At 67.2% G+C, this 14,268-nt stretch carries 14 protein-coding genes; 7 read left to right on the top strand and 7 right to left on the bottom strand.

Going from position 1 to position 14,268, the window contains the following annotated elements; translation table 11 throughout:
- The first annotated feature begins 9 nt into the window (after positions 1–9).
- Entirely contained in the window at positions 10–1,551 is a 1,542-nt protein-coding gene (gene lnt / locus FSY98_RS16055) for an apolipoprotein N-acyltransferase (protein ID WP_144877616.1), read from the top strand.
- Here lnt and FSY98_RS16060 read toward each other — a convergent pair.
- The 4 genes from FSY98_RS16060 to FSY98_RS16075 all read right to left on the bottom strand — a co-directional run bounded on the left by FSY98_RS16060 (position 1,548) and on the right by FSY98_RS16075 (position 4,233).
- Positions 1,548–1,931 (bottom strand): RNA polymerase-binding protein RbpA, encoded by a 384-nt coding sequence (locus FSY98_RS16060; RefSeq protein ID WP_144877617.1) that lies wholly within the window; start codon positions 1,929–1,931, stop codon positions 1,548–1,550. The genes lnt and FSY98_RS16060 overlap by 4 nt on opposite strands.
- A 122-nt stretch (positions 1,932–2,053) precedes the next feature.
- Complete coding sequence (locus FSY98_RS16065) at positions 2,054–2,827, bottom strand: glycerophosphodiester phosphodiesterase family protein (protein ID WP_144877618.1); 774 nt, start codon at positions 2,825–2,827, stop codon at positions 2,054–2,056.
- Complete coding sequence (locus FSY98_RS16070) at positions 2,824–3,750, bottom strand: SPFH domain-containing protein (RefSeq protein ID WP_144877619.1); 927 nt, start codon at positions 3,748–3,750, stop codon at positions 2,824–2,826. The genes FSY98_RS16065 and FSY98_RS16070 overlap by 4 nt, the downstream gene beginning before the upstream one ends.
- Positions 3,751–3,759: 9 nt before the next feature.
- Positions 3,760–4,233: an NfeD family protein gene (locus FSY98_RS16075; protein ID WP_144877620.1), complete on the bottom strand. Its 474-nt coding sequence runs from the start codon at positions 4,231–4,233 to the stop codon at positions 3,760–3,762.
- 121 nt (positions 4,234–4,354) lie between these two features.
- Between FSY98_RS16075 and FSY98_RS16080 the strand changes: the two genes are divergently transcribed.
- Positions 4,355–5,119, top strand: coding sequence for an SDR family oxidoreductase (locus FSY98_RS16080; RefSeq protein WP_144877621.1), 765 nt, complete (start codon positions 4,355–4,357; stop codon positions 5,117–5,119).
- Positions 5,120–5,180: 61 nt separating this feature from the next.
- On the opposite strand, the gene FSY98_RS16085 is transcribed toward FSY98_RS16080, so the two are convergent.
- Entirely contained in the window at positions 5,181–5,780 is a 600-nt protein-coding gene (locus FSY98_RS16085) for an HdeD family acid-resistance protein (protein WP_144877622.1), read from the bottom strand.
- Between the two features lie 183 nt (positions 5,781–5,963).
- Here FSY98_RS16085 and FSY98_RS16090 point away from each other — a divergent pair, with 183 nt between their 5' ends.
- Positions 5,964–8,321, top strand: a complete 2,358-nt coding sequence (locus tag FSY98_RS16090; protein WP_144877623.1) for an excinuclease ABC subunit UvrA — start codon at positions 5,964–5,966, stop codon at positions 8,319–8,321.
- An 11-nt stretch (positions 8,322–8,332) separates the two neighbouring features.
- Entirely contained in the window at positions 8,333–8,989 is a 657-nt protein-coding gene (locus tag FSY98_RS16095; RefSeq protein ID WP_144877624.1) for a dihydrofolate reductase family protein, read from the top strand.
- A gap of 33 nt (positions 8,990–9,022) precedes the next feature.
- On the opposite strand, the gene FSY98_RS16100 is transcribed toward FSY98_RS16095, so the two are convergent.
- On the bottom strand, positions 9,023–9,883 hold the full coding sequence (locus FSY98_RS16100) for a bifunctional 2-polyprenyl-6-hydroxyphenol methylase/3-demethylubiquinol 3-O-methyltransferase UbiG (RefSeq protein WP_144877625.1): 861 nt from the start codon (positions 9,881–9,883) through the stop codon (positions 9,023–9,025).
- 130 nt (positions 9,884–10,013) lie between these two features.
- On the opposite strand from FSY98_RS16100, the gene FSY98_RS16105 reads away from it, so the two are divergent.
- Positions 10,014–10,421, top strand: a complete 408-nt coding sequence (locus FSY98_RS16105; RefSeq protein WP_144877626.1) for a hypothetical protein — start codon at positions 10,014–10,016, stop codon at positions 10,419–10,421.
- A gap of 46 nt (positions 10,422–10,467) precedes the next feature.
- On the opposite strand, the gene FSY98_RS16110 is transcribed toward FSY98_RS16105, so the two are convergent.
- Entirely contained in the window at positions 10,468–11,079 is a 612-nt protein-coding gene (locus FSY98_RS16110; protein ID WP_144877627.1) for a hypothetical protein, read from the bottom strand.
- A 71-nt stretch (positions 11,080–11,150) separates the two neighbouring features.
- Between FSY98_RS16110 and FSY98_RS16115 the strand changes: the two genes are divergently transcribed.
- Positions 11,151–12,908, top strand: a complete 1,758-nt coding sequence (locus FSY98_RS16115; RefSeq protein ID WP_144877628.1) for an alkaline phosphatase family protein — start codon at positions 11,151–11,153, stop codon at positions 12,906–12,908.
- 15 nt (positions 12,909–12,923) lie between these two features.
- A complete protein-coding gene (locus FSY98_RS16120) occupies positions 12,924–14,249 on the top strand; it encodes a nitrate/nitrite transporter (RefSeq protein WP_144877629.1) in 1,326 nt (441 codons plus the stop codon).
- Positions 14,250–14,268: the final 19 nt, after the last annotated feature.

Genomic DNA, 14,268 nt, shown 5'->3' on the forward strand with positions numbered 1-14,268 from the left:
AGGGGATCGATGTCGGAGTCTTCCGCTGTGCCCGCAGTGCCCCCTGCGCAGCGTCCGCTCATGCCGCTCTGGGCTGCCGTGCTCACCGCCGCCGTGGCAGCCGTGCTCATGGACCTGTCGTACCCTGAGGCCGCGGTGTGGATCCTCGCGTTCCCCGCGGTGGGACTCCTGCTGCTCGCACTGATCGGCCGACGCGCCGGCGGGGCACTGCTCGTCGGAGCCGTCTACGGCGTCGTGTTCTTCGCTCTGCTCGTGTCCTGGACCTCGCGCTACCTCGGACCCGTGCCCTGGGCGGCGCTGAGCGTGGTCGAGGGGGGTCTGACCGCGCTCGCGCTCATTCCCCTCACTCTCGCCTACCGCTGGGTGCCGCGGGCCTTTCCCTCGCCGGTGGCGAAGGTCGTGCTGCTGCCCTCGATCGTCGCGGCCCTCTGGGTCGGCCGCGAGCTCTTCGTCGGTTCGTGGCCCTACGGGGGCTTCCCGTGGGCGCGGCTCGGGATGACCCAGGCTCAGAGCCCTCTCGCTCCGGTGACGTCGTGGCTCGGCATCAGCGGTCTGAGCTTCGTCATGGTGTTCTTCGTCGCCGTGGTCATCGAGGTGGTGCGCACCCGGCGCAGGCCCGGGCCTGCGACACTCGCCCTCCCTGCAGCGCTCGTCCTCGTGCTCGGCTTCACCCCGCTCTTCCCGACCACGGGCACCGGCTCCCTGCGCATCGCCGCCGTGCAGGGGAACGGACCGAGCGGGTACTTCGACGAGCGCGAGTCGTTCTCGCTCGTCGATGCGCAGGCGACCGCGACGGAGCCGCTGTTCGGGGAGGACGTCGATCTGCTGGTCTGGCCGGAGGGATCGCTGGACTACGACCCGTTCCAGACGGACGCGCTCGCGCGACGCATGACGTTCGTGAGCTCGCGCGTCGGGGCGCCGCTCCTCGCCAACGCCGCGACCGAGCGCGACGGTCGTTACTACAACACGTCGATGCTCTGGACGGAGAGCGGGGGAGCGGAGCAGACGCACGACAAGCGGCATCCCGTCCCCTTCGGCGAGTACGTCCCCGATCGTGCCTTCTTCAATGCGCTCGCCCCCGACCTCATCGGGCTGATCCAGCGGGAGTACACACCCGGCACCAACAGCTCGGTGATCGAGGTCGACGGGGTGCAGGTGGGACTCGCGATCTGCTTCGACGTGATCTACGACGATGTGGTCGACCAGGGAGTGCGTGACGGCGCCGGAGTACTCGTCTTCCAGACCAACAACGCCGACTTCCGGGGAACCGACGAGAACCTCCAGCAGCTGGCCTTCGCCCGCATGCGCGCGATCGAGACCGGCCGTAGCGTCGTCAACATCTCGACGGTCGGCACGAGTCAGATCATCCGCGCCGACGGGACGACCGTGTCGAGCCTGGACGCAGATGAGGCCGGGGCGATGCTCGAGAACGTCGAGATCCGCTCCGGCCTCACGGCAGGTGTCGTCCTGGGCCCGTGGATCCAGCAGCTGCTGCTGTGGGGCGGGCTGGGCGCGCTGCTCGTCGGGTGGTGGCGCGCCCGGAGGCGCTAGGCCCCGATCTTCTCGCGGGTGGGGTCCTCACCGGCGCCACGTCGGGCGCGGATGAACGCGAGACGCTCTTCGAGCAGTTCTTCGAGCTCGGCGCGGCTGCGCCGTTCCATCAGCATGTCCCAGTGGGTGCGGGCGGCCTTCTCGTCGGCGACTTCGAGCGTCACGGCCTGGCCGTCGACGTTCAGGCGTGCCTCTGCGCCGCAGGCGCGGCACTCCCAGGTCTGCGGTGCATCGGCATCGGCCGCGAACATGAGCGTGGTGACATGGCCGCACGTGTCACAGGTGTAGGTGGTCTCTCGGCGCTCCATGAAAACGACGCCCTCTTCGCTCTGTAGGCTCTGGGCGCCGAGTCGGATGCCGCGTAGGCTGCGATCTGCCATTTTGTGGTCCTCTCGTCTCTGCCAGGTATAACGTTCGGACCTGTGGGCTTCATCCACGCGAACGCTTTCCCTCGGCGATTCACAGCGGAATCCCAGCGCGATGCAGCGGCTGCCTGCGGTGCTCAGCGGCGTAGCGCAGCCAGTGCGAGATCGGCCCGGTCGGAGACGACGCCGTCGACGCCTAGACCGACGAGCCGCACCATGTCCGCCGGGTCGTTCACGGTCCAGACGTGCACTTCCACGCCGTGCCGATGGGCGGTCCTGAGGAGGGCGGGAGTGAGCACGCGGAGGGCGCCGTGGCGTTCCGGGATCTGCAGTGCGTCGATGTCGCGGAGCGCCCGGCCGGCGGGAAGCCGAAGCGACGAGAGCGCACGGAGCGCGGCGATCGTGCGGCTGCCGCCCGAGGTCGCGGGGCGTAGTCCGGCTCCCGCCCGGAGCACTGACGCGATGGCAGCCCGACGCTTCCTGTCGTCGAAGCTCGTGAGCAGGACTCGGTGCGTGTCTTCCCTCAGGATGACACCGAGCGGGTCGACAGCCTCGGCGGTCTTGACATCGATGTTGAAGCGGGTCGAGGGGAAGGCCGCGAGTGCCTCGGCCACGGTCAGCAGGCCGCCGTGGTCGGCGAACATGCCGGAGAGGTCCCTCGTGCGCACCTCGCGCACGAGACGGGTGTCTCCGGTGAGGCGCCGCAGGGAGGAGTCATGGAAGAGCACGACGTCGCCGTCGGCCGTCACCTGGCAGTCCGTCTCGATGTACTCCACACCGGCGGCTTGAGCCGCGGCGAAGGCGGCCGCCGAGTTCTCCCACACGCCCGAGTCCTCGCCCTCCGCGGTGATGAGGCCGCGATGGGCGAGGACTCGCGGGTGCGCGGTCTTCTCGAAGTACGGGTGCGTCACGCGCCGGGCGTGCCGATGGGCGGCTGACCGGGCTTGGGCGTGAACGCGCTGCCGATGCCCTTCAGGGCCTCCGTGAGCTCGCTCGGGATGATCCACAGCTTGCTCGACTCGCTCTCGCTGATCTTCGGCAGCATCTGCAGGTACTGGTAGGCGAGGAGCTTGTCGTCCGGCTGTCCCTGGTGGATGGCGCTGAAGACGTTCTGGATGGCCTCAGCCTCACCCTGTGCGCGCAGCACCGCGGCCTGCTTGTCGCCCTCCGCGCGGAGGATCTCCGCCTGCCGCCGGCCTTCCGCCTCGAGGATCTGCGACTGCTTGGAGCCCTCGGCTGTGAGGATCGCTGCGCGACGGTCACGCTCGGCACGCATCTGCTTCTCCATCGAGTCCTGGATGGAGACGGGCGGGTCGATCGCCTTGAGCTCGACGCGGCCCACGCGGATGCCCCACTTGCCGGTCGCCTCGTCGAGCACGACGCGGAGCTGGCCGTTGATGTTGTCGCGGCTGGTCAGCGCCTCTTCGAGGTTGAGCCCACCCACGACGTTTCGCAGCGTGGTGGTGGTCAGCTGCTCGACGGCACCCAGGTAGTTGGCGATCTCGTAGGTCGCAGCACGGGCGTCCGTGACCTGGAAGTAGACGACCGTGTCGATCGAGACGACGAGGTTGTCCTCGGTGATGACCGGCTGGGGCGGGAACGAGACGACCTGCTCGCGCATGTCGATCAGCGGGCGCAGGCGGTCGATGAACGGGACCAGGATGTTGAGGCCGGGCGTGAGGGTCTTGTGGTACCTCCCCAGTCGTTCGACGACACCGGCCGTGGCCTGGGGGATGATCCGGATGGATCGGGCCAGCGTGACCACCACGAAGATGATGATCGCGATGACGAGGATCCAGCCGATGGCGGCCGGGATGAACGAGCTGTCGTTCACGGGATGCTCCTAGTCGTTGACGGGTCGGACGGTCGCCGTGGCGCCGTTGATGGCGGTGACGGCGACCGGCGAGCCCTGGGGGATCGCCATCGGAGTCGCCGTGCGTGCGGTCCACGTGTCGCCGTTGCTGAGCTTCACCTGGCCCGAGATCTGGGTGATGTCCTGCAGCGCGGTTCCACGCAGGTCGACGAGGGCCTCGACGTTCGATTTCGTCGGATCTTCACCACGATGGAGTCGTCGGATCAACGGAGGCCGCAGGAAGAGGATGAAGAGCGCCGCCGCGCCGGCGGCCACCAGAACCTGCACCCAGACCGGCACCCCGAGGAAGTCGGTGACGAGGCCGATCGCGCTGCCGAAGCTCAGCATCAGGAAGGTGAAGTCGAGGGTGAGCATCTCGATGACGAGGAACAGGGCGATGAGCACCAGCCATCCCACCCATGCCCACTGATCGACGAACTCTACGAACGTCGCGAAGTTGTCCATGCGGCCTCCCTGTTGCGGTCAACCTATCACGCGACCTGTGCGCCCTCGGGGGGCCTGACGCCGTCTTGGTAGTCTGGCTGTGCCGTGCGATCACGGCGATCCACGCACTTGAGGAGTCACCGTGACCGACGTTCTTCCCGCAGGTTCTCTCGACGGCAAGGTCGCGCTTGTCACCGGCTCGTCCCGAGGTATCGGGGCTGACACGGTGCGGTACCTCGCCGAGGCGGGCGCCGACGTCGTCATCAACTACCGGAACAAGGCGCCGCGTGCCGAGAAGCTCGCCACGCAGCTGCGCGAACTCGGTCGTCGTGTCCTGACGGTGGGCGCCGACCTCACCGACCCCGCCTCGGTGGGGGAGATGTTCGACGCCGTCAAGGCCGAGTTCGGACGCCTCGACGTGCTCGTGCTGAACGCGTCGGGCGGTATGGAGTCGGGCATGGCGGAGGACTACGCGCTCGCGCTCAACCGCGACGCCCAGCTCAACGTCCTCGACGCGGCCACCCCGCTGCTCGATGACGGCGCCCGCGTCGTGTTCGTCACCAGTCACCAGGCGCACTTCATCCGCTCGACGCCGACCATGCGCGAGTACGAGCCGGTCGCGCTCTCCAAGCGCGCGGGCGAGGACGCCTTGCGAGAGCGCATCCCGGAGCTCGCCGAGAAGGGCATCGGCTTCACCGTCGTCTCGGGCGACATGATCGAGGGCACGATCACGGCCACCCTGCTGGAGCGCGCGAATCCCGGTGCGATCGCCGAGCGCCGCGAGTCGGCCGGCAAGCTCTATAACGTGTCGGAGTTCGCCGCGGAGGTCGCCCGCGCTGCGATCGACCCGGTGCCCGTCGACAACACGCGCCTCGTGGGCGATGTGAGCGGCTTCGCCGCCAAGTGACCCGCCTCGCGTGACAGAGGGGCCCGTCCGATCGGACGGGCCCCTCTGCGCTTTCAAGGTGTCAGTTCGCGGTGTCGCCGCGCACGGCGTTCGGGAGGTTCTTCGTGTCCTTGCCGATGGTGAATGCTCGCACGATCTGCACGACGCCGAGGACCACGAGCGAGACTCCGAACACCATCCAGAGCACGGCTGCCGCATACAGGGGAGAGAACAGTACGACGATGCCGGCGACGATGCTGAGCAGGGCGTACAGCAGCGTCCACACCCTCGAACCGTCGTGGCCGAGCAGGGACAACGAGACGACGCCGTCGACGATCCAGTTGATGCCGATGAAGATGACGACGACGAGGGCGAGCGTCGCGGTCGCGACTCCGAGATTGGCGAAGGCGATCACACCCGCCGCGACGTAGAGGAGTCCGAGGACGATGTGGCCGGCGCGCGCCCATCCGCCCCGGCGGTGCGAGAAGATGCCGAGGCCGATGTAGACGAGTCCGGCGATGATGAGATACGAGGCGAAGATGCCCGTCACGATCACCGCCGACTTGACCGGCCAGACGAGCAGCACGATGCCGGCGATGAGGGCGATGGCACCGGAGACCGCAAGGGTGATGCGGATGGACCTGAACAGCGATTTCGCTTCGTTCGCGAGTGTTCCAGACATGGTTGGGGACCCTTTCTGAGAAAACCCTGTGAGGGTTGCGCTCAGAATATCGCGGTGACCGGCTGACGTGGGGGAGGAGTGCGGGACACGGCGTCCCCCCGCTCCGCTGGTGGAGGTCCGACTGTGGGTGTACCGTGAACGCGCCGCCGTCGACGACGGCGTCCCGATCATCCGAGGAACCCCATGACGCACGCCGCCGACGCCCACGACCTCATCCGCGTGCAGGGCGCGCGCGAGAACAATCTGAAGGAGGTCAGTGTCGACATCCCGAAGCGGCGTCTGACCGTCTTCACCGGGGTCTCGGGATCCGGCAAGAGCTCGCTTGTCTTCGACACGATCGCTGCGGAATCCCGACGCATGATCGACGAGACCTACAGCGCATTCGTACAGGGATTCATGCCGTCGGTGCCGCGGCCGGACGTGGACGTGCTCGAAGGCCTGACGACGGCGATCATCGTCGATCAGGAACGACTCGGAGCCAACCCGCGGTCGACCGTCGGCACGGTGACCGACGCCAATGCGATGCTGCGCATCCTCTTCAGCAAACTCGGGCACCCGTACATCGGCGGCCCCACCGCGTTCTCCTTCAACATCCCGACGCAGAGAGCGAGCGGGGTGATGACCGGTCCCGGCGGTGAGAAGAAGATCGTCAAGGACGCGATCTACCTCGGCGGTATGTGTCCGCGGTGCGAGGGGAGAGGAGCGGTCTCCGATCTCGATCTCTCGCAGATCGTCGACGAGTCGAAGTCGCTCGACGAGGGCGCCATCATGGTGCCCGGGTACACGGCCGACGGCTGGATGGTGAAGGGGTTCTCGCAGTCTGGCTTCTATCCGGGCGACAAGCCGATCGCCGATTTCAGTGACAAGCAGCGACAGCTCTTCCTCTACGGCGAAGTCACGAAGGTCAAGATCTCGGGCATCAACATGACCTATGAAGGACTGATCCCGAAGATCACCAAGTCGATGCTGTCGAAGGATCTCGAGGCGCTGCAACCGCACATCCGTGCCTTCGTCGAACGCGTGGCCACGTTCGCCACCTGTCCAGAGTGCGACGGCACCCGCCTCACCGAGGGTGCGCGTTCGTCGAAGATCGACGGTGTGAGTATCGCGGACGCCTGTCGGATGCAGGTCACTGATCTGGCGGAGTGGGTGCGGGCGCTCGACCTGCCAGGTGCAGCCCCGCTGCTCGAGGCGCTGCGCGCGAACCTCGATGCCTTCGTGACTCTCGGACTCGGGTATCTCAGCCTCGACCGCCCGTCGGGAACCCTCTCCGGTGGCGAAGCGCAGCGCATCAAGATGCTCCGCCATCTGGGTTCGTCGCTCACAGACGTCACCTACGTCTTCGACGAGCCGACCATCGGCCTGCATCCCCACGACATCGAGAGGATGAACAGCCTCCTGCTGCGCCTCCGCGACAAGGGCAACACCGTCCTCGTGGTCGAGCACAAACCCGAGACGATCGCGATCGGAGATCATGTCGTCGATCTCGGTCCGGGCGCGGGCAGCGCCGGGGGACAGATCTGCTTCGAGGGGACGGTCGAGGGACTGCGGTCGAGCGGCACACGGACAGGGCTCCACCTCGACGACCGTGCGCAGCTGAAAGGCGCTGTGCGAGAGAGGTCGGGGGTCATCGAGGTCCGGGGGGCGTCTGCGAACAACCTCCGGGATGTCGATGTCGACATCCCGACCGGGGTGCTCACCGTGGTCACGGGAGTGGCGGGGTCGGGCAAGAGCTCGCTGATTCACGGTTCCATCTCGAAGCGCGACGGTGTCGTCTCGATCGATCAGTCGGCGATCAAGGGGTCCCGCCGGAGCAACCCCGCCACCTACACCGGGCTGCTCGAGCCGATCCGCAAGGCCTTCGCCAAGGCCAACGACGTCAAGCCGGCGCTTTTCAGCGCCAACTCCGAGGGCGCATGCCCCACGTGCAAGGGCGCGGGGGTGATCATCACCGAGCTCGGGTTCATGGACACCATCGAGACACCCTGTGAGGACTGCGGCGGCAAGCGCTTCCAGGCCGCGGTGCTGCAGTTCAAGCTCGGCGGGAAGGACATCACCGAAGTACTCGACCTGCCCGTGTCCGAGGCCAGCTCCTTCTTCTCCGAGGGCGAAGCCAGGCTGCCCGCCGCGGCGGCGATCCTCGGCCGTCTGGAAGACGTCGGGCTCGGCTACCTGTCCCTCGGACAGCCGCTGTCGACGCTCTCCGGCGGCGAGCGTCAGCGCATCAAGCTGGCGATCCAGATGGGGGAGAAGGGCGACATCTACGTGCTCGACGAGCCGACGACGGGTCTCCATCTCGCGGACGTGCGTAACATCCTCGGCCTGCTCGATCGTCTCGTCGAGTCGGGCAAGACCGTCGTCGTCATCGAGCACCACCAGGCCGTCATGGCGCACGCGGACTGGATCGTCGACATCGGTCCGGGGGCCGGGCATGACGGTGGGAGGGTGGTCTTCGAAGGCACACCGGCCGAGCTCGTCGACTCCCGCGAGACGCTCACGGGCGAACATCTGGCCGCATACGTGGGCGCGTACGCGCGGTGAAGGAGGAGAACATGTCTCTGGTGCGGGTGCATAATTTCACGATCTCGCTCGACGGCTACGGCGCAGGAGAAGATCAGACGCTGGAGGCCCCCTTCGGGCACGCCGGCTCGCGGCTGATGCAGTGGGCGTTCGGCACACGGACGTTCCGTCGCATGGGGCTACCGGGCGATGGGCCCGGGTCGGAGGGCGTCGACGACTCGTTCGCTCGACGATGGAGCGAGGGGATCGGCGTCGAGATCATGGGGAGGAACAAGTTCGGTCCGCAGCGCGGCGCCTGGACCGACGAAGAGTGGAAAGGGTGGTGGGGCGACGATCCGCCGTTCCACACGCCGGTGGTCGTCCTCACGCATCACCCGCGAGAGCCGATCGCGATGGACGGCGGCACTTCCTTCCATTTCCTGGATGCCGATCCGGTGGAAGCACTCAGGCGGGCCCGTGAGCTCGGAGGAGACGCAGACGTCCGGATCGGCGGCGGCGTCGAGACGGTGCGACAGTTCCTCGCCGCCGACCTGATCGACCGCATGCATCTCGTCGTCGCCCCGATCGTGCTCGGACGAGGGGAGCGGCTGTGGGACGGATTGGAGGGACTCGACGAGCGGTTCGAGATCGAGGCCACACCGTCGCCGCTCGGCGTGGTCCACCTGAACTTCACCCGCCGATCTCGCTGAACGGATGCCGCGCGTCCTGCGCGACCCGGCCGATCAGGTCGGTTGTTCTGCGTCTTTCCGAGCGACGATCGTGTAGGTACACGGCATCAGGTCACGTTCTGCCTCCGGCCAGGCGAAGCCCCCGGGTACCTCGACCATCCGAGAACTGAACCGCCAGGGGAGTGTCCGTCCCTCGTCGAAGTGGACCAGACGGAGTCCCGCGCGCAGCAGTGCGCCGAGGATTTCCGCCAGAGGGTGCGGCCACTCGTAGGTGCGGCTGTGAGAGACGGTTCCGTCACCGGCGTAGGTCGACGAATCATCCCACTGCTGCGCGCGTCCATCGCCGAAATAGCGGTATCGGATCGACAGCCCCGGTGCGTCCTCGTCCAGCGTGTAGAGGGCGGGGTGCCCGTCACGGATGAAGAACGTGCCACCCGCGCGGAGCAGACCGGCGATCTGCTGCGCCCAGCGGTCCAGATCTTCGAGCCAGCAGATGGTCCCGATGCTGGTGTAGACCACGTCGAAATCGCCCTCCACGGCTTCCCGTGCATCGAGTACATCGGTCTGCACCCAGCTCGCCGTCGCCCCGGTGCGGTGCGCGAGTGCCGAAGCCGCCGCCAGGGCCGGCGCGGAGAAGTCGACACCGGTGACGCGGGCACCGGCGCGTGCGAGGGAGATCGTGTCGGTGCCGATGTGGCATTGCAGATGACACAGGTCGAGCCCGAGGAGACTGCCGCCGTGGACGAAACGCTCGAGCACGGGCAGGTCGGCGCGCACGACGTCGCTGAGGTGACTCGGATCGTCGAAGGCGTCGACGCCGTACGCGGTCTGATGCAGCGGCACTCGATCGTCCCAGTTCTGCCGGTTCGCCGATCGCGCCTCGTCCCAGGCCACGTCCACAGAATCACCGTTCACGGACCGAGCCTATACATCAGCGACTCGCACTGTCACCCGATTCGCCCTCGCGCGGAGACTGTTCAGAACCGTCCGCGCACCCCGTCGTCCGATCCTTGTCGCGCCCCGAGCGACTCGCTACAGTTTCGTCATGTCTGGGGACAACATCTCGTCGAAGATCGACGGGACACTCAAAGCGGTCGCTCTCGCCGGTCTGCTTGCCCTCACCGGCGGACTGGTCTCGAAGATCTGGGACGCGCTACCGCCTTTCGCCGCCTCAGCTCTGCTGACTCTCGGGTTGCTGTTCGCGTTCACGTTCCCCGCGTGGCGACTGTTCAACGCGCATCTCGTCAAAGAGGTCGCACGAGCGAGATCGGCCTTCGCGACGGAGCGTGAGAAAGACGACGCGGAACAACTTGTTCGGGATCGATTGGCGGCCTGGGTCGTCGCGGCCCTCGGTGTGTCGTTCATCTTCGGTGGGTTGACCGCCACCTGGGTATGCGTCCTTCTCCAGTTGCCGACCCCGACGGAACTCGTGCGCTGGTTGTTCGTCGAATAGCGAGGCTCAGTCGGCGATCGCCTCATAACCGATAATGCACATTATGTCAGCTTGAATGAGGAGACGCCTCCCCGCGCCGATCCACGGCACGGTCGATGGCTGCGGCGAGCCAGGCTCCGCCGATGCCGAGGAGCGTCACCGCACCGATCTTCGCCAGGGTGAAAGATCCGGATGTCACCGAGCTGTCGATCAACACCCGACTGATGATCGGCGGCACGAAGATCACGACCAGGACCAGGAACGACAGCGCGCAGCGTTCCCGCACGATCAACCATCCGCCCAGACTCGCGGCGAGCGTCACGAGCCCCTGATCGCCGACGAAGACCCAGAACTCCGCCGGCTCCGTGATGTTGCCCACTCCCCGTTCGATACCCACCGCCGCCCACAGGAAGAGGACGACGCTGACCAGCGTGACGGCGGCCACACGACGCGCGCCGGTCGAGGGGAAGATCGCGAACGACGCGACGTAGAGAGCGACGCAGAGGAGGAACTCCGCCACGTCGACCGCGGGCACGTCCGTTCCGAGCACGCCCGCGTAGTTCGCGGCTTGAACGAATGCGCTGAAATCCGTCGCGATATTCACGTATGCCGCGAAAACGACGCCCACGGTGGCCGCGCCGAACCGCGCGTTCCGATCGAACCTCAACGATCGTCGCATGGGTAGACGATAGCGAAGCGGTGCGTGTATCACAGTCTGTATGCCGGATCTGTGGAATGGAGGCTCGCACCATGACACCTCGCGACGACGACGCCGATGAGTCCGCCCCGACGCCGACCCGTCGTGAGTTCTTCCGCCGCGCCGGGCTGGGAATCGCCGGCGTGGCTATCGGCGGCTCGGCCGGCGCGGCGGTGACGGCGGCAGCCACCGCCAACCCGCCCGAGTTCACACCCCTCCCCCAGAGATCGACGCCCGGATTCGACCACGTCGTGACAGTGATGTTCGAGAACCGCAGCTTCGACAATATGCTCGGCCACCTCTACACCGCCGCGGAGAAGACCCGGGACCAGTTCGACGGCATCCCCCAGGGCTCGTACGCGAACGAAGGGCTCGACGGGGAGAAGATCGAGCCGCACGTGTACTCCGGGTCCACCGACGCGATCATGCAGTCACCGCAGCCCGACCCCGGGGAGCACTATCCGCACGTGAACACCCAGCTGTTCGGCGTCGTCGATCCGTCGACGAACGCGGACCTCCGCGCGAACGGGCTCCTCCCCCCGTTCAACACGCCGCCGACGAGCACCGCCGCGAGCAACAGCGGATTCATCAGGGACTACTGCATCAACTTCGAGAACGAGAAAGGCCGGCGTCCTCGACCAGAGGAATATCAAGTCATCATGGGCGGCTTCAGCCCGGCGATGATGCCGGTGCTCTCGACACTCGCCCGAGAGTTCGCGGTGTACGACAGGTGGCATGCGGCCGTTCCGTCGCAGACCTTCTGCAATCGACTCTTCTTCCACGCCTCCACCTCGCACGGGTACGTCACGAACCACGGCGGTGACGGCTACGAGAAGTGGCTCGACGGACCGGCGGCGCCCACGATCTTCAATCGCCTCGCCGATGCCGGGGTGTCCTGGCGCGTGTATTACGACAAGTCCCAATTGGTGTCTCTCACGGGCCTGCTCCACGCTCCGGTGCTGCAGCCGTTCTGGAAGTCGCACTTCCGCGTCATGGAGCAGTTCTACGAGGACGCGCGGAACGGTGACCTGCCGGCATACAGCTTCATCGAGCCGCGGATGGTCTTCAACCACAACGACATGCACCCGCCATGGGGTGAGCGCGTCCGGGAGAGCGACATCGAGGTCGACGGCGAGTCCGTGCCGGTGTACAACAGCGCGCTGTCGGATGTGCGGGCCGGAGACGCGCTCCTCCAGGACATCTACGACGCGGTTCGCACCAGCGCGTCCCCGACGGGATCGAACGCGGTGAACACGGCGCTGGTCGTCACCTTCGACGAGCACGGCGGGACGTACGATCACGTTCCCCCGCCGTCGGCCACGCCCCCTGACCGCAGTGGCCCCGGTGAGATGGGTTTTCATTTCGACCGCCTCGGCGTTCGGGTCCCGGCGATCGTCGTGAGCGCGTACACCGGGAAAGAGACCGTGATCCACGATGAGATGCATCACGGGTCGGTGATCAACACGCTGTGCCGGCAACACGGCCTCGCGCCGCTCACGGTACGCGACCAGACCGCCAATCCGCTCTTCAACGCGGTCACCCTCACCGAGCCGCGACAGCCGTACACCTGGCCGCAGCCCCGCGCACTGTACGTCGGGCGGAACCCCGAAGAGGACGACGCGTCCGCTGCAGCCTCCACGCATAGACACCGGCCGCTCACCGCTCCCGCGATCGGGCTCTCGGGGCTGCTGCTGGCGCGATACAACCCGGGCGCGAAAGCGCCTCGCACCTACGCGGAAGCGTACGAGGCGCTCAGCCGGTTCGGAACGGGTCTGTTCGGCACGAGGGATGACGAGCCCGCTCAGGGGTAGGAGTAGCGTGGAAGCGTGACGTCGGCTGCCTACTCCCCTGTGTCGAGCCCAGGCTGGAAGGCATGGCTGATCTGGTCCGTGGGTGTGGCCGCCTACGTCCTCGCGATCACGAACCGCACGTCGCTCGGCGCGGTCGGCGTGGACGCGGCCGACCGATTCATGGCCGACGCGTCGACACTCGCCCTCTTCGCCGTCGTGCAGCTCGCCGTCTACGGAGGGATGCAGATCCCGATCGGCATCCTCCTCGATCGATACGGCTCCCGGCCGATCATGACCGTGGGGATGCTGCTGATGGCCGTCGGACAGCTGACGATGGCGCTCTCCCCCAGCATCGGCATAGCCATCGTCGCGCGCATCCTCCTCGGCGCCGGCGACGCCGCGGTGTTCCCCGCGGTCCTGCGCCTCGTCGCCACCTGGTTCCCTGCCCAGCGCGGACCGGTGATGGTGCAGTTCACCGGGATCATCGGACAGTCCGGGCAGTTGATCGCGCTCGTGCCGCTGGCCGCGCTCCTGCATGCGACATCCTGGACCATCACGTTCGGCAGCGTCGCCGGCCTCGGTGTGCTCTTCACCGTTCTCGTCGCCGTCGTCATCCGCAACCGTCCGCCGGAGCGAGACGTCGACGTGTCGGTGAACACCGACACGGGCGTCGTGCGCGTCGTCACCTCCGCGATCGACACGGGCGTCGGCATCCGTGCGGCGTGGGCGCATCCCGGTACGCGCCTCGCCTTCTGGTCGCACTTCACCACGCCGTTCGCGGGCACCGCGTTCATACTCCTCTGGGGCATGCCGTTCCTCACCGCGGCGCAGGGACTCGACTCCGCACACGCAGCCGGCATCATCTCGGTGTACGTCGTCGCCGGTATGGCCCTCGGCCCTGTGATCGGCGAGCTGTCCCGCCGATGGCCGAACCGGCGCTCCTACGCGCTCGTTCTGCCTGCGGTCGTCGTCCAGCTCGTGGCCTGGACGACGGTCATCGCGCTCCCCGGTCCGGCTCCGGTCTGGCTCCTCTACGTCCTGGCGGTGGCCCTGGCATCCGGTGGCCCTGCGAGCATGATCGCCTTCGACCACGCCCGTACTCACAATCCCTCGCACCGACTGAGCACCGCGACCGGTGTGACCAATGCCGGGGGCTTCATCGCCGCCCTCATCGCCATCTTCCTGATCGGTCTGATGCTCGACCTGCAGGGCGCAGGGACCCCGGAGAGCTACTCGCTCGAGGCCTTCCGCATCGCGTTCCTGATGCCGATCCCCCTCTGGCTCGTCGGGATGACCTTCATCCTCGTCGAGCGGAAGCGCACGCGGATCCGCATGGGACTCGAACCGGACCGGCGTCGCTGATCCCCGCGGGCCCGGCCGA

Source organism: Microbacterium sp. 1.5R, assembly GCF_007667425.1.
In the GTDB taxonomy this organism is placed as follows: Bacteria; Actinomycetota; Actinomycetes; order Actinomycetales; family Microbacteriaceae; genus Microbacterium.

What these genes read in the sequence shown, in the direction of transcription:
- FSY98_RS16115 (WP_144877628.1), top strand. Translation starts at nt 11,151, where the DNA reads ATGACACCTCGCGACGACGACGCCGATGAGTCCGCCCCGACGCCGACC.
- FSY98_RS16060 (WP_144877617.1), bottom strand. Translation starts at nt 1,931, where the DNA reads ATGGCAGATCGCAGCCTACGCGGCATCCGACTCGGCGCCCAGAGCCTA.
- FSY98_RS16095 (WP_144877624.1), top strand. Translation starts at nt 8,333, where the DNA reads ATGTCTCTGGTGCGGGTGCATAATTTCACGATCTCGCTCGACGGCTAC.
- FSY98_RS16090 (WP_144877623.1), top strand. Translation starts at nt 5,964, where the DNA reads ATGACGCACGCCGCCGACGCCCACGACCTCATCCGCGTGCAGGGCGCG.
- FSY98_RS16110 (WP_144877627.1), bottom strand. Translation starts at nt 11,079, where the DNA reads ATGCGACGATCGTTGAGGTTCGATCGGAACGCGCGGTTCGGCGCGGCC.
- lnt (WP_144877616.1), top strand. Translation starts at nt 10, where the DNA reads ATGTCGGAGTCTTCCGCTGTGCCCGCAGTGCCCCCTGCGCAGCGTCCG.
- FSY98_RS16105 (WP_144877626.1), top strand. Translation starts at nt 10,014, where the DNA reads ATGTCTGGGGACAACATCTCGTCGAAGATCGACGGGACACTCAAAGCG.
- FSY98_RS16075 (WP_144877620.1), bottom strand. Translation starts at nt 4,233, where the DNA reads ATGGACAACTTCGCGACGTTCGTAGAGTTCGTCGATCAGTGGGCATGG.
- FSY98_RS16085 (WP_144877622.1), bottom strand. Translation starts at nt 5,780, where the DNA reads ATGTCTGGAACACTCGCGAACGAAGCGAAATCGCTGTTCAGGTCCATC.